The following is an 18,843-nucleotide window of genomic DNA, read 5'->3' on the forward strand; positions in this document are numbered from 1 at the left end:
CAAGCAAAAATTATAATATACATTTCAATAAACTATATTTATCTCAAGGGAGATAATATGAAAACACTATTAAACTTTGAAGAACTTGTTGAGCTTTCAAAAAAATCACTTGATGAACTCAGCCATCAAAATCTCTCTCTCAAAGAGAGTTTAGAAATTTACAAACAAGGTCTTGCCTATCTCAATGAGGCTCAAAGACTCTTAGAAGAGGCAAAGCTTGAATATCAAGAAATCTCAAACCCCCAAGAAACAGGGGATTTGAAAAAGGTTTAAAAATTTTAGATATAATCCATTAGTTTTAAAGCAAAAAAATTTGCGCCCCTATAACTTCACATTCAAAGGTTTTTTCTAAGATGGAAAATGAAACTCAGCAAATTCAAAAAACAAAAAAAGATCCAATCAAAGAATTAGAATTACTTTTTAGCGAAGAAGAAACCCCTTATATTTCTTATGAAAAAATTGCCCAAACCTTGCAAAAAGCGCCCAATGCAACACAGGTAAAAAAAGTTAAAGAACTTGCTAAAAAATATACAAAACAATTAATGAGCTCTTCAGAGGTAGCAAAACTCCTCAATATCCAAGATAAAACAAAGCTTATAGAAGAAAAGAAAAAAGTTCTTGATGGTGAACTAGAAGATGAATTTGATTTTATGAAAGAAAGAGAGCTTTTAGAGTGGAGCAGGAGTGATAGTCCTGTTAGAATGTATTTACGTGAAATGGGCCAGATTCCTCTTCTTACAAAAGAAGAGGAAGTCATCTTAAGCAAACAAATTGAGCTTGGGGAAGATACGATTTTGGATGCGATTTGCTCCGTTCCTTATTTAATTGATTTTATTCATGATTATCGAGATGCACTCATTAATCGAGAGCGAAGAGTAAAAGAGCTATTTAGAAATTTTGATGATGATAGAGAGGATGAGGGGGGAGAAGATGAGGGCATTGAGGAAGAAAGCGAAGAAGTAAATAGACCTATGAGCAAAAAGGATCAAAAACGCATTGACAATGTTCTTGCAAGTTTTAAAAATCTTGAAAAAGCCAAAAAAGATTGGCTTAAAGTCTTAGAATCCAAACCAAATCCAGAAGATGATGAGCTAGGACATATTCTTCTTCTTGCCCACAAAAAGCACATTCTTAAAGAAAGCCTCTTGGAGCTAGGACCAACAAGTAAGCTTATTAGTGAACTTGTTAAGGCTATGGAAAATACTCTTAAGAGTGGAGGTGGATTTGAAAAAGAGCTTAAACGTCTTGAATATAAACTCCCCTTGTTTAATGACACAATGGTTGCAAATCATAAAAAAATTCTTGAGAATATTACAAATATGTCTAGAGAGGAGATTTTAGAGGTTGTGCCAGAGAGTACAATGGTTGGTGTATACATGGAACTTAAAAAGCTCTTTCAAACCAAAGAAGCAAGTGAAGGGGGATTTGATCTAGATCCTGAGAAACTTAAAGAAATCCTAGAGCAAATCAAAAGAGGAAAAAATATCTCTGATAAAGCAAAAGGGAAAATGGCACGCTCTAACCTTAGGCTTGTAGTTTCCATTGCTAAGCGCTACACTAATAGGGGGCTCCCCTTTCTTGACCTCATCCAAGAAGGAAATATTGGTCTCATGAAAGCTGTAGATAAGTTTGAATACAAAAAAGGATTTAAATTCTCAACATATGCAACTTGGTGGATTCGACAAGCTATCTCACGTGCTATTGCCGATCAAGCAAGAACAATTAGAATCCCCATCCATATGATTGAAACCATCAATAGAATTCATAAAATTATGCGTAAACATATCCAAGAATATGGAAAAGAGCCTGATGTTGAATTTATTGCACAAGAAGTAGGATTGAGTGTTGATAAGGTTAAAAATGTAATTAAGATCACAAAAGAACCCATCAGTCTTGAAGCTCCAATTGGAAGCGATGAGGATGGAAAATTTGGAGATTTTGTTGAGGATAAAAATGCTATTGGTCCAATGGATCATATCCTTAAAGAAGATTTAAGAGGGCAAATTGAGCTGATCTTAGATCAACTCAATGATAGGGAACAAGCAGTCATTCGCATGAGATTTGGTCTACTTGATGATGAGAGTGATAGAACTCTAGAGGAAATTGGTAAAGAGCTTAATGTTACAAGAGAGCGTGTGAGACAAATCGAATCTAGTGCAATTAAAAAACTTAAACACCCTAAAGTAGGCCGCCAACTCAAAAATTATATGGAAGAGTAAATTTTCACTCAAAGAAAGTTATGAGAGGTTTTTCTTATCATTTTTTAATTTTAATGACTTCTTGCTTTATTGTGAGTGTATTTAATCAAACCTTTTTTTCTTCTCTTTCTGCCTTCTTCCCTGCTTATAAAATAGCCTATATTTGGGTTTTTATGCTTTTTATGATAAGTTTGTGTTTTGAACTACTTTGCTATGGGAAGTTAAGCAAAGTAGTTTTAATCTTATTTCTACTCTTTTGCTGTATAAGTGCATTTTTTATTGACACTCTTCATATTGGAATCACGCCTGATATTATTCAAAGTCTTTTTAATACCCATTTTTCTGAAGTCAAAGGGTTTTTAAACCTTAATCTTTTCTCTACTATTTTTCTTTATGCAATCCTTCCCTCAATTTTTATATATTTCTATCCCATAAAATATACTCCGCTGTTTTGGGGAAGTATATGTAAAATCTTCTTTATCAGTCTTTATGCATTGACTTCACTTTCTTTATGGTCTTTTGTGATTGGAAAAGATTTAATCTATCTTTTAACCACACAGCATCGTTTCCAATATACCATTGTCCCCATTTCTCCTATCCGCTCAACCATTATGATGCTTCATGATCAAAAACAAAAACTTTCTATGCCTTATAAACAAATCGCTCTTGATGCCACAATGAACAATATCAAAAGAAAAAAAATTTTAGTCCTTGTCATTGGAGAAAGTCTCAGAAGCTCTCAACTTCATCAATATCCAAGAGAGCTTATGCCCAAAACTAAGTCTCACTCCCAGCTTGTCAATTTTTCTAATTTTAGCTCTTGTGGTGTTATTACGGCAATTTCAGTGCCTTGTATGCTCACACATTACACTCATGAAACCTACACTAATCGTTATCTCTCAAATTTTACAGATAATATTTTAGATATTACTCAAAGAGTGGGAGTTAAAACTTATTGGCTAGATAGCAATAGTGGAAGTGCACAAAATTGTATTGGGGGAGTATGCAATAGAATGAGTAATGTCTATTATTTTGATGATTTAGATGAAGTAATGTTTAACACATTCAATACTCTAACCCAAAATCTCAATACTCATGAAAATTACTTTTTTCTTCTCCATACTCTTGGGAGTCACGGTCCAGATTATTTTAGACGCTATCCCCAAGAATTTGAAATCTTTCAGCCCATTTGCAAAGAAAAAAATCCCAATCTCTGTACTTCTGAAGAACTGATTAATGCATATGATAATAGCGTGCTTTATACAGATTCTTTACTCCATTTAGCTATTTCAAGGTTAGAGCAACTTCAGGGGGAGTTTGACGTCTCTTTATGGTATATAAGCGATCATGGAAAAAGTTTGGGAGAGCTGGGAAATTATATGCATGGTGGACTTCCCTATGCTCTTGCTCCTAAAAATCAAACCCAGGTTGTGGCTTTAGCATGGTTTGGAAAAAATTTAAGAGATGAATATAAAAACTTTAAGATCAAAGAAAACTCTCCACTCTCACAAGATTATATCTTTCATAGTGTTTTGGGATTTTTTAAAATCAAAACAAATATTTATCAAAAATCTCTTGATCTCACAGCCTTTTAATATCTTTAACTCTTTTTATTCAGGCAACTTCTCTATTATAATCATAGAAGTAAGGAGAAGTCATTAGGGCATTTAAAAAACTCTATTAAGAATTTTGTTGTTTAACCATTTTTCTTAAAGTCACATAAAATCTCATCCATTCGTCAAGCTCCATAAGTGGATGTCCGCCCCATTTAGTGTAAGGTGGAAGATTCTTTCCCACTGCACCACGACCAGCAACCTGCGTAAAATCTCCAATATGAATATGTCCTCCACTCCCTGCCTGTCCTCCCATAACAACATTTCGCCCAGTTGTTGTTGATCCAGCAAGTCCAACTTGAGAAACCAAAATTGTATGCTCTCCAATAATGCAGTTATGTCCAATTTGTACAAGATTATCAATCTTGCTTCCTTTTTTGATACGAGTTTCTCCAAATACAGCACGATCAAGAGTGCAATTTGCTCCAATTTCTACATCATCTTCGATAATTACACATCCATTATGATGGATTTTTATATGCACTCCATCCTGTGTATGAGCATATCCAAAGCCATCACTTCCTACAACTGTTCCTGCATGAATACTCACCCTATCTTTTAAAACCGTATCTGCATAAAGCACAACATTAGGGAAAAGTTTACAACCATTGCCAATCTTTACTCTATCCCCAATGACAACCCCAGACATAATGATACAATCTTCCCCAATCTCTACATCTCTGCCTAAATATACCCCATTCATAATTTTTGAACTAGACGCTACTTTTGCCTCTACTCCTTCTTCTTCAAACATCTCTTTTACAAAAAAACTTGAAAGATATGCAAAGGCTAAATGTGGATTTTGCACAATGATTGCCTGAATATGATCAGGAATGCGTGAAGCATTTTTTTGATTAACCAATACTGCACCCGCCCTACAAGAGGAGAGTTCATTAAGATATTTATCTTGATCAATATAAATTAAATCACTCTGTGTAGCTTCTTGAGGACTGCTCAGGGCTTTAACTTCAAAATCCTTAAGATTCTTTGTATCAACACCCAGATATTTCATCATTTCAAATAAACGCATCATTTTTCCTTACTCAATATTTTATAAGAATTTTATAATACTTTATTTAAAAAGGAGTTTTGTAATGCTACTTGGAGTAAATATTGATCATATTGCCACCTTACGTGAAGCTAGAAAAATTAACGAACCCAATCCTTTGGAGGCGATTTTTATTCTTAAAAATGCAGGAGCTTCACAAGTAACGCTCCATCTTAGGGAAGATCGTCGCCATATCCATGATGAAGATTTTAAAGCCATTATTTCTCAGAGTTTTTTACCCATCAACCTTGAATGCGCAAGCTCAATGGTTGATACAATCATTCCCTACTCTCCCCATCGTGTTACTTTGGTTCCAGAAAAAAGAGAAGAAGTTACTACTGAGGGGGGCTTGAATCTTCGGCAAGAACAAGTAGTTTATGCGATTAAAAAGCTATATAAGCATTCTATTCCTACTTCACTTTTTATTGATCCAAAAATAGAAAATATAAAACTTGCCAAAGAGCTAGGAGTGCAAAGCATTGAGCTTCATACAGGAGAGTGGGCAAATCTCTTTTTAATGGCTTATACCAACTTCAAATACACCCACAACGCCATTACTTCACTTCACCTGCCTCTAAAAATCCTAGAAGAAAAAATGCAACAATGCCTCCATGAAATTAAAGAGTGTTCAAAACTTGCCAAAGAGTTAGGATTGGAAGTATTTGCAGGACATGGATTAAACTATCAAAATGTCAGACCTATTGTTTTAATCCCTGAAATTACCGAGCTTAATATCGGTCATTCAATCATTGCTCGCTCAATTTTTGTAGGACTTTTTCAAGCAATCAAAGAAATGAAGGAGCTGATTGAAAAATGAAACAAATAGCCATTAGTTGTGGAGATATTAATGGGGTGGGATTAGAAATTTTACTCAAGGCTCATGAGAGTATTATTCAAACTGTTACCCCCATTTATTGCGTCCATTATGAACTCTTAGAGCTTGCCTCTTCTCTTCTCTCTCTCCCATTCCCTCCCTCTCTTACTCCTTCAATGTGCCAACCTCCTAAACTTCAAATTCCAAAAATTGAACCAAAAGTTTTGAGCAAAGAGAGTGGAAGATATAGCTATGAGAGTTTTATACTCGGTTGCAAGCTTTCTGAAGAGAAAAAAACAGATGCACTTGTAACCCTCCCTATCCATAAACAAGCTTGGCTTCAAGCAGGAATCAAAGCTATTGGTCATACCCAAGCCCTAGCTCTTCGCTATAACAAAGAGGCTATTATGATGCTAGGGTGGGAAAAAATGTTTATTGCTTTATACACCGATCACATTCCGCTAAGAGAAGTATCTAGCCATATCAAAAGTCAAAAGCTCTTTGACTTTTTCAAAGCACTCTATGCTTCACATCCTCAAGAGAAGTATTGCGTAATGGGTTTTAACCCTCATGCAGGAGATGGGGGAATGCTAGGCAATGAAGAAAAAGAGATTCAAAAAGCTATAGAGAGAATCAATCTTACCTTGGGTAAAGAAGTTTTTAAAGGTGTCTATCCTCCTGATTGTTCCTTTATCCCTGCAAGACAAAAAGAATTTCGCACTTGGATTGCAATGTATCATGATATTGGACTAGCAACGCTTAAGGCATTATATTTTAATGAAAGCATTAATGTGAGCTTAAATATCCCTATCCTTAGGGCCTCTGTAGACCATGGGGTAGCATTTGATATAGCATATAATGGGAAGGCGAGTATAAAAAGTTATCTTAATGCCATTGCTTATGTTGCATCAAGATAAAAGAGCTTATTTTCTAAGCTCTTTAATTCTTGCAGACTTACCTTTTCTATCTCTAAGATAATAAAGTTTTGCTCTTCTTACACGACCGATTCGAAGAACTTCAATTCTCTGAAGTGACTCACTGTAAAGTGGGAATATTTTTTCAACACCTATATTATTTGCACCCATTTTTCTTACTGTGAATGTTCTATCTACACCATTTCCACGAATAGCAATACAAATTCCTTCAAAATTTTGGATTCTGCTCTTATCTCCCTCTTGAATCTTAATTCCAAGCCTAAGAGTATCTCCTGCCTTAAAAGCAGGAATTTCTTTTTTGGCAATCTGCGTTTTCTCAAAGCTCTCAATATATCGATTTTTCATTTCCTGTCCTTATGATTTTTCCATTTCTGATACAAATCGGGTCTGTAATATTTTGTCCTCAATGCAGAAAGGTCAAGTTTTAAATCCGAGATTTTACTATGATTTCCCTTGAAAAATTCTAAAGGTGGTGAGATTTTTTCAATTTTTTCATCTTTTTTAATTGTTTTTGCAAAAATTGGTGGCTCCAAGAGATGATTTTCAAAAGATTCTCCGCATAAGGACTGAGAATTTCCAAGAACCCCTTTAATCTGTCTGGAGATACTATCACATAAACAAAGTGCAGGAAGCTCTCCACCTGTGAGGATGAAATCCCCAATACAAAATACCTCATCAGCCCATAACTCTATAACTCTTTCATCAAATCCCTCATAACGTCCACAAACAAAAATAATATGCTCTTTTTCTCTTGCAAGTCTTATGCTATCACTCTGCGTAAATTGTGGAGCTGATGGGGTAAGAAAGATAATATGAGAGTTATTTTTTGCAATGGCTTGCAATGCCCTATCTAGCACATCAGCACAAATCACCTGCCCCGCTCCACCTCCAATCTGTGGTTCATCAACTTTGCCATAACGATTAAATGCAAAATCTCTAAAATTACAATAATCAATTTTGATTTTTCCACTCTCAATAGCCCTAGAAAGGATGGAATCACAAAAATAAGAGTGTAAAATATGAGGAAAAAGAGTAAGAAAAGTAAATCTCATCTAACTTGCAAACCAAATCTCTCTGGCACCCTGTGTATAAATCTTTTTGTCTCTTGCTTCCAAAATATAGCGTTGAATATAGGGGAGCATAAATCGCTTAGGAAGATTTTGAGTCACCACAGCTTCAATCAATAAATAATCCACTTCGCCTATACGCTCAATCTCAATAACCTCTCCCAACTTCTCTCCATCTTCAATAATCTCACTCCCAATGACATCAAACCAAAACATCTCCCCCTCTCTAAGCTCACAATACTTTCGCGTATCTTCAAGAGAGGCATAAAGAGTAAAATTCACAAGTGTCTTAATGCTTTCTTTACTCTCATAACTCTCAAAAATTACAATACCCTCATGATAGGATTTGATTTTTAGACTAAGAGTTTGGGGATTTAGACCAGGAGATTTAGCGGTATAAATAATATCTTCTTTAAAAATTTCTGGAAAATCTGTGAGGATATGGAGCTTTGCTCCCCCATAAACCCCTACACTTTTACCAATCTTTGCAACCTGTATCATAGAGATTGGACAACGATTTTATAATTTTGACCATTTTTAACTTTACAGCCTGAGAGAATATTTTTAAGAGAATGAATCATTTTTCCATTCTTGCCAATGAATTTTCCCATATCTTCTTGAGAAGAAAAAAGTATGATTTCTATTCCTTCTTCACACTCTTGTGTTTGGACACGAATTTGCTCAGGATGTAGAGCAATTTTCTTGGCATATTCTAAAATAAAGTGTTCAACCATAGTTTCAGAATTATTTTGAAGCTAGTTTAGCAACTCTTTCGCTCATTTTCGCCCCAACACCCTTCCAATAAGCTAATCGCTCTTGATTAATTTTTATATAGGCTGGCTCTACAAGAGGATTATAAATCCCGATAGATTCAATCCACCCACCATCTCTTCTTTTTCTGCTGTCTGTTACAACTACTCTATAAAAAGGTTTTTTCTTTCGACCCATTCTTGTCAATCGAATCACTGTTGCCATCGATATGTTTCTCCTTAAGATTATTTCAAAAGTTTCTATTATAAAGTTTTTTGCTTAAAACGCAATAAGTTTTTTCCCCATTCGTGGCAAAATCATAAAAAAATTTAATTAAAACAAGGAAAAGTATGACCCTTTTTACAGCAGGCCCAGCCCAACTCTCTCCTCAAATTGCCTCTGTCCTCTCTCTCCCCACACTTCATCATCGCTCAAAAGAATTCCAAGAAATTTTTGATTTTTGCCACAATCACCTTCTTCAAATTTGCCCAATGCAAGAAGTATTTTTTCTATGTTGCAGTGGAAGCGGAGCAATGGAGAGTGCAATTTGTAGTTTCTCTCCTAGGCATTTGCTTATTTTAGAGAATGGAAAATTCTCTAGTCGCTGGGGTGAGATTGCAAAAAATTTTTCCATTTCTACCACTATACTTTCTTGTCCATGGGATCGCTCTCATACTCTAGAGGAAGTCAAAAAAGCATTAAAAGAAAATCCCAATATTGATGGCGTGTGCTTGTGTGGAGTAGAAAGCTCTGGGGGTGTGAGAGAAAAATATGAAGAGATTTGCAAAGCCATCAAAGAGCATGATCCCTCTATTCTCACTTTTCTTGATGCTATTGCACTTTTTGGCAGTGAGCATATTGAAATTGAAAATATTGATGTTTTAGTGGCTTCAAGTCAAAAAGTTCTAGGGCTTCCTGTAGGGCTTGGAATGGTTTTTGTAAGCTCTAGGGCTTTAGAGATTCTCCACTTAAGATCCCCGCTCTCTTATTATTTGGCTCTGCAGAACTATCTTACTCACCCCATTGCTTTCTCTCTACCCTCACATCTTTTTCTTGCTTTAAAGTTTGTGCTCAAACACATTGACTTGATGCGCAACTCCATACTTATTAAAAAGCGATTTGAAGAAACAAGAGAGCTCCTAGCCTCTAAAGGAGTGGCCCTATACTCTAAGAATCCCTCATTTTCCATTATTGCCTTTGATGATCCTCAAAATTCTATTAAAACGGCTCTAGCAAAGCAAAATATCCTTATCTCTAGCGGAGGAGGTTATCTTAAAAACAGCATTTCTAGGATTGGAAATTTTGGAGGATTTCAGGAGTATCAAATCTTACTTAAGGCATTGCAGAGAATTTAAAAACTCCTAAAATCTTAATGATTTAAGAGATCTTCTCATTCTCTTAGTGTTTAAACTTTTCTGCAACTTCTAACAATTTATCCCTATATAAATATAAATCTTGTAATTTTTTCATTTTTACTTACTTTATAAAAAATAGCCCTTATCTTTATCTATTTAATTCACATCTTTCCAAAAACATAGATCAAACTAATGCCTCTTTTAACACTTCCTCAATTCGCCTAACAGCAATAATTTCTAATCCCTCCTTAACCTCATCTGGAATTTCATCTAAATCTCTTTGATAGTTTTTTATAGGAATGAGGACTTTTTTAATCCCTGCCTTATGTGCGGCAATAAGTTTTTCTTTTAATCCACCAATGGGTAAAATTTTTCCACTAAGAGTGAGTTCACCTGTCATTGCAATCTCTCCCTTTACTTTTTGACCACTTAGGATTGAAGCAATTGCAGTTGCCATTGTAATTCCTGCGCTTGGACCATCTTTGGGTGTTGCACCTTCTGGAACATGCAAATGCAAATCATAAATATCATAGATTGGCTTTTGAGATTGCTTATCTTTACTCTTAGGGAGTTTAAGAGTGCTCTTGAGCTTGCCTTCATTCAAAAGCACTTTAACTACAGAATGAGCAATGCGTGCAGATTCTTTCATCACATCTCCTAAGCTCCCTGTAAGAGTTAAGGCTCCCTTACCCTCAATCCTTACAGCCTCAATTTTAAGCACATCTCCCCCCACACTTGTCCAAGCAAGGCCATTAACTACTCCAACCTGATCAACCTTATCCGCAGGATCAATCTCAAAAATAATCTTATCTAGATATTCATTCAAATTTTTTTGTGTGATAGAAATTTTATTTTTCTCTCCATTAATGCTATCAATCAATACCTTTTGAGCAACTTTTCGCATAATTGTTGCAATTTGACGGCGCAAATTTCTCACACCCGATTCTCTTGTATATTTTTCTACAATCTCCCTAAGGGCTAAAGGGGTAATATTCACCTCATAAGATTTTAATCCATGTTTTTTCATCTCTTGAGGAATAAGATATTTTTTTGCAATCTGCTCTTTTTCTTGAGGTGTATAGCTAGAAATATGAATAAATTCCATTCTATCTCTTAGAGGTGCAGGGATTTGGGAAATATCATTAGCTGTAGCAATAAAAACAATATTGGACAAATCAAGATTAAAATTTGTGTAATAATCCCTAAACTCTTTATTTTGTTCAGGGTCTAAGATTTCTAATAATACACTTGTAGGATCTCCCCTAAAACTTCTCCCCACCTTATCAATCTCATCAAGCACCATCACAGGATCCATTTCTTTTGCATCAATCAGTCCCTGTGTAATTCTCCCTGGCATTGCACCTAAATAAGTGCGTCGATGTCCCCGTAATTCATTAACATCTTCAAGTCCTCCAAGGGCCAATCTTACAAGAGGTCTCCCCATTGCTTTAGCAATAGAGTTTGCCAAAGAAGTCTTTCCTACTCCAGGAGGACCATAGAAACAAAGGATTGTTCCTTTGGAATCTTTTTCTTCTTTTCCTCGGAGTGCAAGCAACTCCTTAACAGCAAAAAACTCAACAATACGTTTTTTAGGTTTTTCAAGTGAGTAATGATCTTCATTGAGTTGTTTTTCTACACTCTCAATAGAAAGTTTTTGTTTGCTAAATTTTCCGAAAGGAATTTCAAGTACCCATTCAATATAATTTTGCACAATACTTGCATCACCACTTTCTTGATTCATCTTGCTTAATCTATCAATTTGGCGCTTGATCTCTTTATGGATTTCTACCGAGATAAAAGGTTTAATCAAAGCCAATTTTTCTCTATAGCGGTCCATCTCCTCTTCTTTTTGCCCCTCTAATCCAAGCTCCTTATGGATTTGACGAATTTGTTCTTTAAGGAAATATTCTTTATTAATCTTGTCCATCTTGTTTTGGACACGAGATTTAATCTCTTTTTGGAGTTTTTGATTTTCAATATCTGCAACAATATATTCAATCAACAAAACCATTCTCTCTTGGATATCATCCTTTGCAAAAAGCTCAAATGCTTGAGTTTTTGGGAGTTTTAAACCAGATGCAATAAGGTCAATTGTACGATTAAGATTACTACTCTCCTCCACAGCCTTAATTAATTCTGCAGTTATATTGCTATTAACATTTGCAAGATAACCAAGCTGTTCTTTAAGAACCTCAAATGTTGCTTTAAGTTTTTCAGAAAATCCACCTGTATAAGCATGCATGGACACTTCACCTAAAAGAGGTGAACTTGTAATAACCTCATCTATAATCCCTCTTCCAATCCCCCTAAACAGTATCTTTACCCTTCCATCAGGTAGAGCTACCTTTCTCATAATCTCCCCCACAACTCCAATTTTATAAAATTCTTCCTCACTCCCTTCTTTAAAGAAAGCAATAAAGATTTTTTTATCCGCTTTAAATGCCTCCTCAATCGCTTGAATATTGCGTTGAGAGCTTACAAAAATAGGAACAATCATAAATGGATAAACAGAGAATTCCTCTTCTACAATAATATGCATATTCATCTACACTCTCCTCTTTCTTACCAATCAAAAATCATCACATACCAAGGCACATAAGAAGGAATAATATAATCAATTTGCTTAAGCTCAATTGCATCCATCACATACCAGGGTAATCCATTTGTAATAGTCCTAAAACTTGTTTGCAATACACTATCACTGCGCTTAAGATACAGATTTGCAGCATATTCTTTGTTTTGTTTGCGATAAACATTGGCTATAGCTTGATTAAGCTCAATTTGACCAAGCTTAAACTTTGTATAGATATAGCCTACAAAAGGCGTATAAATCTCATTCGGATAGGCATCAAGATAATTTTTAATCTCTATTGCAGATTCATTCATAAACTCTTGATCCTTGCTTTGATTTTTAAAAGAATAAAAACGTGCCAAAATTTTTAAATAATTAATATAGCTGTAATTTTCTCTATTGGAAAAACGCTTAAGATATTCATCAAAATAAAATTCTGCAAGCAAAAACTCATCTTGTTCCATATGCGCATGACCCAAGGCCAACATTGCTTCAGGGATCAAAGGAGAATTAACATGCTCACTTTGTAAAGAAGCAAATTTAGTATCTGCACTTTCAAGATTGTTGTAACGAATTTCTTTAAAAATCTCTTCATACCAATGCATTGCGGGTTTATCAAACTCTTCAACCTTATTTGAACAAGCAGTAAAAAAATATGCAAAAAGCATAAAAAAATAAAGACTAATATTTTTTTTCATTTTTAAAACTTTAAAGACTTTAATAAAAAATTTCCTTTATTTGATTTATTTTGAATTATATCTAACCATAAAAGTTTAAGGGTTTATTTTTAATATTTTTGCCAAAAAATATAAAATCTAGGATAGAATTTACTGATTAAAGCGTGTTTAAATAAATTTTCAAGGAGCATTTAAGCTATGGTTTTTGAGGTAAAGTCGCCAATTCTTGGCTTTGAAGATGTTAATAAAATGAGGCTTGAAAAAATTGATGATTTGTTTATGAAACTCTCTAACGATGAAGATTCTTCACCGATTTTTACTCTCATCAACCCTTTTGCTTTACGTGAATATAATTTTGAAATCCCAACTGCATTACAGCTTTTACTTGAAATAGAAAGCCAGGAAGATATTTTAGTGGGCAATATTATGGTTTTGCAAACTCCTATTGAAAACTCCACAATTAATTTCCTTGCTCCTGTTATTTTTAATGTCAAAAACCAAACAATGGCTCAAGTTGTTCTTGATAGTGCAAGATATCCACAATATGGACTTTCAGAATCAATTGATACCTATTATCAAGACCAAATTAAATCTTAATGCAATCTTTACTTATCATTGGCTATGGAAATCTTGCTCATGCTATAGTCAAAGGTATTTCTCCCAATATTTATAAGCTCTTTGTTCTAGGAAGAGATTTTTATAAATCTCAAGCTTTCTGCAAAGATTTTCCCAATCATTCTATCACCCCTATCAGCAATATCCAAGAATTAAAAAATCAATTCCCTATTATTCTTATATGCATTAAGCCTAAGGGATTGCAATCTTTCTCTTGTGATTTTGCTACTCCTTTAGTTTATTCTGTTATGGCTGGGGTAAAAGTACAATCTCTAATCTCTCAATTCCCTCAAGCACACTCTTATATACGCTCAATGCCAAATGTTGGAGCATTTGTCAAAAAATCTGCTACAACTCTTTATGCCTACAGTCCTAATCCCTCTGCCCTTGCAGAAGCTAAGCAACAAGCACAAACCCTTAGTCTTGCTTTTGGAAATGCAGTATGGGTGGAGAGCGAAGACCTTATTGATGCCTCCATTGCTACAAGTGGAAGCTCTCCGGCTTTTCTTGCCCTAGTTGCACAAGCACTCATTGATGCAGGGGTGCGAGAGGGATTAACCATCACCCAGAGTACAGAACTTGTCAGAGCAACATTTCAAGGGTTTGCAAAGCTTTTAAACCACTCTAGCCCCTTAGAAATCAAAACTCTTGTAACAAGCCCAGCAGGGACAACTGCAGAAGGGTTGGTTTATTTAGAAGAAAAAGGGTTTAAGGGAATCTTAGAGCAAGGGGCTCATCAAAGCGTTTTAAAGGCTAGGGGTAAAATCTAGCCTGTGGTGAGACTCATTGCAATTTTAGGGGGAAGTGGGAGTGGAAAAAGTCAACTTGGTTTAGAACTTGCCCAAAAACTAAATTGTGAAATCTTCTCACTTGACTCGCTTTCAATCTATAAAGAAATTGATATTGCCTCAGCAAAACCTACAAAAGAAGAGCTTGCAAAAATATATCACTATGGGGTAGATGTTCTCTCTCCTACACAGCACAATAATGCTACACTCTTTTATAATCTTCTTCAAGAAGCTATTGCCTTAACCCAAAATAAGGGTAAGGATACCTTACTCATTATTGGGGGATCAAGTTTTTATCTCAAAAGCATCATTGATGGCCTCTCACCTCTACCCCAACTTGAACAAGCAACTCTTGAGGAAATTAAAGAAAGAATTCAAAAGCTTTCTTCTCCTTTAGAATTTTTATTAAGTATTGAACCCTCTCTCCCATTTTCTCATCAAGATAGTTACAGAATCAATAAATTTTTGGAAATCTACTTTGCTACAGGACTTGCGCCCTCACTTTATTTCAGGCAAAATCCCAAAATCCCCTTTCCCCATAAAATTGAAAAATATATCTTGAGTTTAGAGAGAGAGCTTTTAAGAAAGCGTATTGCCTTAAGAAGTAAAAAAATGCTAGAAATGGGTATTTTGGATGAAGCAAGAATTTTAATGGAAAAATATGGAGATCAGATTGGACCCTTTAAATCTATTGGACTCAAAGAGTGCAAAGAGTATTTTAATAAAAAAATTACCTCTAAAGAAGAACTTCTCTATCTTATCAATACGCATACCGCTCAGCTAGCTAAACGCCAGAATACCTTCAATCGCACGCAATTTGGTCCTCCCTGTTTGCTTAATGAAGTGAGCAATACCAAAGATTATGCCCTTAGACATATTGTCCAAGGGGATTATCAAGGATTGCTCAATATCATTTAGGAGTTATACTCCTCTATATTTAAACTTCCCATCTCCTTATCTGTTGCTATGCTAGCAATCATTGCACCACTGACATTGCTCATTGTTCTAGCCATATCCATAATAGGATCAATTCCCAAAATAATAGCCAAAATCCCAAAATATTCCCCCATGCCAAGACCTGTGAGTACAATTGATGCAGCCATTGTTGCAGTACCTGGAATGCCCGCCACACCAATAGAAGCAAACACAGAAAGAATAACAATCATAATCCCTTCAATCACTCCTACTGGCATTCCTATTGCATGGAGTGCAAAAACTCCTACAAGCCCACCAAAATATCCTGCGCAACCATTTGCCCCAATTGAAGTTCCCAAAGTCGCAATAAATGGAGCACTTGCCTCGCTCACTCCTAGTTTATTTCTAAGTGTGCTAATGGTAACAGGCAGAGTTGCAATACTTGATCTTGAAGTAAAAGCCATAAGTAATGCAGGAATTGCTTTTTTACAAAACTTCCAAGGATTAAGTCCATGCAAGGCCAAAATAATAAGATAAACAATAAACATGCACAATGCACATACATAGATAAGAGCAATGAAAAGCAAGGCGGGTTTAAGCACATTAAAGCCAAATTTTAAAAAAATACTTGCCATCATCACAACAACTGCATAAGGCATAAAAGTAATAATTCCTAAAGCAAATTTATAAACTACAGCATGTAAGAATTCAATAAATTTTACAAATGATTGATAGATTGGATATTTCTCTCCCACACTCTTTGCACTTAGAGCAAAAACAAGTGCAAAAATCACAACCCCTATTACACGATTATTCCCCATCGATTCAATAATATTACTTGGAATAAGCCCCAAGAAGATTTGATTTAAACTTTTAATTTCTCTAATACTTCTTTCTCCCTCGCTCATACCCATTCCACTTCCAAGATCAAAATACACCCCCAAGCTTACGGCAAAAATACATGCAATTGCAGTAGTGAAAAGTAACCAAAAAGAAGAACGCATAAACATAGAGGAAAATCGCACATCAGTTTTAAGACTTAAAATCACATATAAAATTCCCACAAAAACAATTGGAACGACCAATAACTTAAGAAAACTCACAAAAATTGTGGCAAAGAATTCAAACCACACATAGCTTTCATAAAGCCATCTAAGATTGATATTTTCTTTAAAACTATCTACATTTCCTTGAGGAAAACCCGCACAAACCTGCATTAAAAAGCCAAAAATAACCCCCAAAAGTAAGCCCAAAAACATCCTTTGAGAAAAACTAAGCTTCTCCCTTAAGCTGTATAAAACCCCAAATACACCAAAAAGTAGCCCCAATACAAGAGGAGTTTTCCATGATGAAATCAGAAAAAAATTTTGTAAAAAAACTTCCATACCCATTCTCCTTAAAAGTCTTAAATATCACAAGGTGCGTATTCTATCTTATCTTTTTGCAATAAATCCTCGATTTAGTCCGCTTAGATCTTTATAGAATTCTATTTCTTTGAAATCCTTTAACTCTTGGGCAATACTTTCTTTTTGATCCCAACCCATTTCACAAGCAAGGTAGGGAATGCGATATCTACTTGCCAAATGTATAATTTTTTTTAAAATCTCATCTCCCCTCTCTCCTGCAAATAAGGCTTCTTTTGGTTCATAGGCAACATTTTTGGGTAAGATATAATCATTTGCAATATAGGGAGGATTTGACACCCAAAGATCAAAATGTTCTGCATCAAAAAAAGTCTTTTCTTGCAAAACATCTCCATAATACAAATTAATCCTATTTGACAAAGATGGATTAAACTTGGAAAATGAATGAATATTTTTTTGTGTTAATTTTAAAGCAAGGGGATTAATATCACTTGCCGTAATTATAACTGAAGGATTGAGCAAAGCCAAAGAAATAGAAATAATCCCACTTCCTACACCAAGCTCAAAAATATTTTTTATCCTCTCTTTTTTAATCAGTTCATCACATTTCTCTACTAAAATTTCTGTTTCGGGTCTTGGGATTAATACTCCATGAGAAATCTCAAATTCCCAATCATAAAAGCTTACTTTTTGAGTAATATATTCAATAGGTTCGTGATTATTGGCTCGTAAAATGAGCTGATGAAATCTCTCAAATTCACTAGGGGTTAAAACACGCTCTGAGTGCATGTGCAAATCAATTCTTTGAACTCCTAAAATATAACAAAGTAGAATTTCGCCCTCTAATTGTGGGCGATGTGTTTGAAGCACGCTAAAAGCATACTTCAAAGCTTCTTTAATGCTATAGCTCATAGCCGAGCGCTTTTAAACGTTGCAATAAAGGCGGATGGGTATAATAAAAAAAGATATAAGCAGGGTGAGAACTGGGAAAGGCTTTATTTTCATTTACAAGCCTAATCAATGCTTCTGCAAGAGCTTGTTTTGAAGCAAGATTTGAGCCAAACTCATCAGCTCGATACTCTGCCCTGCGTGAAAAAAATCCAATTACGGGTAAAAACCAAAACGATACCACAGGTGCAAATAAAATCAGCAAAATTAAAAGATTTCCTGCATTTTTCTTAATTTCTAATTCATTAAAAAAGCTTTGGGGTAGCTGACCAATAGCAAAAAAGATAGCAAACATAAAAAATGCACTAATAAATAAGTTCACAAGCAAATCTTTATATTTGAAATGTCCAAGTTCGTGACCCAAAATTGCAATTAATCCATCTGAACTAATCTTATCAAGCAATGTATCAAAAAGTACTACACGCTTATTTTTTCCAAATCCTCCAAAATAAGCATTGAGACGTCCATCGCGCTTACTGGCATCCATAATAAAAATTCCACTGCTTTTAAATCCAACACTTACAAGCAACCCCTCAATCCGTGCTTGCAGATTCTCATCATTAAGTGGAGTAAAGGTGTTAAACAAAGGAGCAATCCAAGTTGGATATAAAAAATTCACTAAAACAATGGCAGCAAAAGAAAGTAAAGCTGCATAAAACCACCATAAATGAAAGAAATAAATTGTATATACAAGCAAATATAAAATTCCACCTCCAAGGACAATTGTCATCACCAATCCTTTCAGCAAATCACCAAAGAAAGTTTTTTTACTCTGTTTGCTAAAACCATATTTTTTATCCAAAACCATCTCAATGTAATACTTAAAAGGAATTGAGAGAACTTGAGAAATTAAAATAAAAGCAAGCACCATCAAAACGCAATTAAGATTTTTTCCTCTGGGTAAATGATAATTCTCAATAAAATCATTAACAAAATGTAGGCCATACATAATCCAAAATATAAAAAGTGCGGTGTTGAAAAGATGCTGAATGATAGAAATTTTAATCTTTTGCAAAGCATATTTACCCGCTTGAATATAGTCTGATTTGGACAAAATTACAGGTTTGAGCCTTAAAGATAAAGCAATATGCTGATACTGTAAAAAATCAATTACAATACTGGGGATTGTAAAAATACATATATAAATTATAATTAGAGTGATCTGCATGTATTTCCCAAAAAAA

General features: G+C 34.8%; 20 protein-coding genes. 9 read left to right on the top strand and 11 right to left on the bottom strand.

Going from position 1 to position 18,843, the window contains the following annotated elements; all coding sequences use genetic code 11:
* Positions 1-57: 57 nt before the first annotated feature.
* From CQA62_RS04200 to CQA62_RS04210, 3 genes are all read left to right on the top strand, one after another.
* On the top strand, positions 58-273 hold the full coding sequence (locus CQA62_RS04200) for an exodeoxyribonuclease VII small subunit (protein ID WP_104724683.1): 216 nt from the start codon (positions 58-60) through the stop codon (positions 271-273).
* An 80-nt stretch (positions 274-353) separates the two neighbouring features.
* A complete protein-coding gene (gene rpoD / locus CQA62_RS04205; protein WP_104724684.1) occupies positions 354-2,219 on the top strand; it encodes an RNA polymerase sigma factor RpoD in 1,866 nt (621 codons plus the stop codon).
* Between the two features lie 20 nt (positions 2,220-2,239).
* Positions 2,240-3,793 (top strand): phosphoethanolamine transferase, encoded by a 1,554-nt coding sequence (locus CQA62_RS04210; RefSeq protein WP_115585119.1) that lies wholly within the window; start codon positions 2,240-2,242, stop codon positions 3,791-3,793.
* Between the two features lie 85 nt (positions 3,794-3,878).
* Here CQA62_RS04210 and lpxD read toward each other — a convergent pair whose 3' ends face one another.
* Entirely contained in the window at positions 3,879-4,841 is a 963-nt protein-coding gene (gene lpxD, locus CQA62_RS04215; RefSeq protein ID WP_104724686.1) for a UDP-3-O-(3-hydroxymyristoyl)glucosamine N-acyltransferase, read from the bottom strand.
* A 64-nt stretch (positions 4,842-4,905) separates the two neighbouring features.
* Between lpxD and CQA62_RS04220 the strand changes: the two genes are divergently transcribed.
* Positions 4,906-5,676, top strand: a complete 771-nt coding sequence (locus tag CQA62_RS04220) for a pyridoxine 5'-phosphate synthase (protein WP_104724687.1) — start codon at positions 4,906-4,908, stop codon at positions 5,674-5,676.
* A complete protein-coding gene (pdxA, locus tag CQA62_RS04225; protein ID WP_104724688.1) occupies positions 5,673-6,590 on the top strand; it encodes a 4-hydroxythreonine-4-phosphate dehydrogenase in 918 nt (305 codons plus the stop codon). Before CQA62_RS04220 ends, pdxA begins: the two co-directional genes overlap by 4 nt.
* A 6-nt stretch (positions 6,591-6,596) precedes the next feature.
* Here pdxA and rplS read toward each other — a convergent pair whose 3' ends face one another.
* The 5 genes from rplS to rpsP are packed head-to-tail and all read right to left on the bottom strand — an operon-like array spanning position 6,597 to position 8,650.
* Positions 6,597-6,953, bottom strand: a complete 357-nt coding sequence (gene rplS / locus CQA62_RS04230; protein WP_104724689.1) for a 50S ribosomal protein L19 — start codon at positions 6,951-6,953, stop codon at positions 6,597-6,599.
* Positions 6,950-7,660: a tRNA (guanosine(37)-N1)-methyltransferase TrmD gene (gene trmD / locus CQA62_RS04235; protein WP_104724690.1), complete on the bottom strand. Its 711-nt coding sequence runs from the start codon at positions 7,658-7,660 to the stop codon at positions 6,950-6,952. The genes rplS and trmD overlap by 4 nt, the downstream gene beginning before the upstream one ends.
* A complete protein-coding gene (rimM, locus tag CQA62_RS04240) occupies positions 7,661-8,176 on the bottom strand; it encodes a ribosome maturation factor RimM (RefSeq protein ID WP_104724691.1) in 516 nt (171 codons plus the stop codon).
* Complete coding sequence (locus CQA62_RS04245; RefSeq protein ID WP_104724692.1) at positions 8,173-8,409, bottom strand: KH domain-containing protein; 237 nt, start codon at positions 8,407-8,409, stop codon at positions 8,173-8,175. The genes rimM and CQA62_RS04245 overlap by 4 nt, the downstream gene beginning before the upstream one ends.
* 10 nt (positions 8,410-8,419) lie before the next feature.
* Complete coding sequence (rpsP, locus tag CQA62_RS04250; RefSeq protein ID WP_104724693.1) at positions 8,420-8,650, bottom strand: 30S ribosomal protein S16; 231 nt, start codon at positions 8,648-8,650, stop codon at positions 8,420-8,422.
* Positions 8,651-8,775: 125 nt separating this feature from the next.
* Here rpsP and CQA62_RS04255 point away from each other — a divergent pair, with 125 nt between their 5' ends.
* Positions 8,776-9,780 (top strand): pyridoxal-phosphate-dependent aminotransferase family protein, encoded by a 1,005-nt coding sequence (locus CQA62_RS04255; RefSeq protein ID WP_104724694.1) that lies wholly within the window; start codon positions 8,776-8,778, stop codon positions 9,778-9,780.
* A gap of 184 nt (positions 9,781-9,964) precedes the next feature.
* On the opposite strand, the gene lon is transcribed toward CQA62_RS04255, so the two are convergent.
* Positions 9,965-12,325, bottom strand: a complete 2,361-nt coding sequence (gene lon, locus CQA62_RS04260) for an endopeptidase La (RefSeq protein WP_104724695.1) — start codon at positions 12,323-12,325, stop codon at positions 9,965-9,967.
* Between the two features lie 17 nt (positions 12,326-12,342).
* Positions 12,343-13,050 (bottom strand): outer membrane protein assembly factor BamD, encoded by a 708-nt coding sequence (bamD, locus tag CQA62_RS04265; protein ID WP_197720394.1) that lies wholly within the window; start codon positions 13,048-13,050, stop codon positions 12,343-12,345.
* Between the two features lie 177 nt (positions 13,051-13,227).
* Here bamD and fliW point away from each other — a divergent pair, with 177 nt between their 5' ends.
* From fliW to miaA, 3 genes are read left to right on the top strand one after another with little or no spacing between them, the layout of a single operon-like run.
* Entirely contained in the window at positions 13,228-13,626 is a 399-nt protein-coding gene (gene fliW, locus CQA62_RS04270) for a flagellar assembly protein FliW (protein WP_104724696.1), read from the top strand.
* Positions 13,626-14,414 carry a pyrroline-5-carboxylate reductase gene (locus tag CQA62_RS04275; RefSeq protein ID WP_104724697.1) on the top strand — a complete coding sequence of 263 codons (789 nt, stop codon included), beginning with the start codon at positions 13,626-13,628 and terminating at the stop codon, positions 14,412-14,414. Before fliW ends, CQA62_RS04275 begins: the two co-directional genes overlap by 1 nt.
* A 3-nt stretch (positions 14,415-14,417) precedes the next feature.
* Entirely contained in the window at positions 14,418-15,350 is a 933-nt protein-coding gene (gene miaA / locus CQA62_RS04280) for a tRNA (adenosine(37)-N6)-dimethylallyltransferase MiaA (RefSeq protein ID WP_232006725.1), read from the top strand.
* Here the strand turns inward: miaA and CQA62_RS04285 are convergent.
* From CQA62_RS04285 to CQA62_RS04295, 3 genes are read right to left on the bottom strand one after another with little or no spacing between them, the layout of a single operon-like run.
* Positions 15,347-16,732 (bottom strand): dicarboxylate/amino acid:cation symporter, encoded by a 1,386-nt coding sequence (locus CQA62_RS04285; RefSeq protein WP_158653693.1) that lies wholly within the window; start codon positions 16,730-16,732, stop codon positions 15,347-15,349. The genes miaA and CQA62_RS04285 overlap by 4 nt on opposite strands.
* 48 nt (positions 16,733-16,780) lie before the next feature.
* Positions 16,781-17,623, bottom strand: coding sequence for a peptide chain release factor N(5)-glutamine methyltransferase (gene prmC / locus CQA62_RS04290; RefSeq protein WP_104724699.1), 843 nt, complete (start codon positions 17,621-17,623; stop codon positions 16,781-16,783).
* Positions 17,613-18,827 (bottom strand): M48 family metallopeptidase, encoded by a 1,215-nt coding sequence (locus tag CQA62_RS04295; protein WP_104724700.1) that lies wholly within the window; start codon positions 18,825-18,827, stop codon positions 17,613-17,615. Before CQA62_RS04295 ends, prmC begins: the two co-directional genes overlap by 11 nt.
* Positions 18,828-18,843: the final 16 nt, after the last annotated feature.

Origin of the sequence: Helicobacter cholecystus (genome assembly GCF_003364215.1) — a bacterium.
Taxonomy (GTDB): Bacteria; Campylobacterota; Campylobacteria; order Campylobacterales; family Helicobacteraceae; genus Helicobacter_G; species Helicobacter_G cholecystus.

What these genes read in the sequence shown, in the direction of transcription:
- CQA62_RS04275 (WP_104724697.1), top strand. Translation starts at nt 13,626, where the DNA reads ATGCAATCTTTACTTATCATTGGCTATGGAAATCTTGCTCATGCTATA.
- CQA62_RS04245 (WP_104724692.1), bottom strand. Translation starts at nt 8,409, where the DNA reads ATGGTTGAACACTTTATTTTAGAATATGCCAAGAAAATTGCTCTACAT.
- bamD (WP_197720394.1), bottom strand. Translation starts at nt 13,050, where the DNA reads ATGAAAAAAAATATTAGTCTTTATTTTTTTATGCTTTTTGCATATTTT.
- lpxD (WP_104724686.1), bottom strand. Translation starts at nt 4,841, where the DNA reads ATGCGTTTATTTGAAATGATGAAATATCTGGGTGTTGATACAAAGAAT.
- CQA62_RS04210 (WP_115585119.1), top strand. Translation starts at nt 2,240, where the DNA reads ATGAGAGGTTTTTCTTATCATTTTTTAATTTTAATGACTTCTTGCTTT.
- rplS (WP_104724689.1), bottom strand. Translation starts at nt 6,953, where the DNA reads ATGAAAAATCGATATATTGAGAGCTTTGAGAAAACGCAGATTGCCAAA.
- CQA62_RS04295 (WP_104724700.1), bottom strand. Translation starts at nt 18,827, where the DNA reads ATGCAGATCACTCTAATTATAATTTATATATGTATTTTTACAATCCCC.
- CQA62_RS04255 (WP_104724694.1), top strand. Translation starts at nt 8,776, where the DNA reads ATGACCCTTTTTACAGCAGGCCCAGCCCAACTCTCTCCTCAAATTGCC.
- trmD (WP_104724690.1), bottom strand. Translation starts at nt 7,660, where the DNA reads ATGAGATTTACTTTTCTTACTCTTTTTCCTCATATTTTACACTCTTAT.
- rpoD (WP_104724684.1), top strand. Translation starts at nt 354, where the DNA reads ATGGAAAATGAAACTCAGCAAATTCAAAAAACAAAAAAAGATCCAATC.
- CQA62_RS04200 (WP_104724683.1), top strand. Translation starts at nt 58, where the DNA reads ATGAAAACACTATTAAACTTTGAAGAACTTGTTGAGCTTTCAAAAAAA.
- prmC (WP_104724699.1), bottom strand. Translation starts at nt 17,623, where the DNA reads ATGAGCTATAGCATTAAAGAAGCTTTGAAGTATGCTTTTAGCGTGCTT.
- pdxA (WP_104724688.1), top strand. Translation starts at nt 5,673, where the DNA reads ATGAAACAAATAGCCATTAGTTGTGGAGATATTAATGGGGTGGGATTA.
- fliW (WP_104724696.1), top strand. Translation starts at nt 13,228, where the DNA reads ATGGTTTTTGAGGTAAAGTCGCCAATTCTTGGCTTTGAAGATGTTAAT.
- lon (WP_104724695.1), bottom strand. Translation starts at nt 12,325, where the DNA reads ATGAATATGCATATTATTGTAGAAGAGGAATTCTCTGTTTATCCATTT.
- CQA62_RS04220 (WP_104724687.1), top strand. Translation starts at nt 4,906, where the DNA reads ATGCTACTTGGAGTAAATATTGATCATATTGCCACCTTACGTGAAGCT.
- rimM (WP_104724691.1), bottom strand. Translation starts at nt 8,176, where the DNA reads ATGATACAGGTTGCAAAGATTGGTAAAAGTGTAGGGGTTTATGGGGGA.
- CQA62_RS04285 (WP_158653693.1), bottom strand. Translation starts at nt 16,732, where the DNA reads ATGGAAGTTTTTTTACAAAATTTTTTTCTGATTTCATCATGGAAAACT.
- rpsP (WP_104724693.1), bottom strand. Translation starts at nt 8,650, where the DNA reads ATGGCAACAGTGATTCGATTGACAAGAATGGGTCGAAAGAAAAAACCT.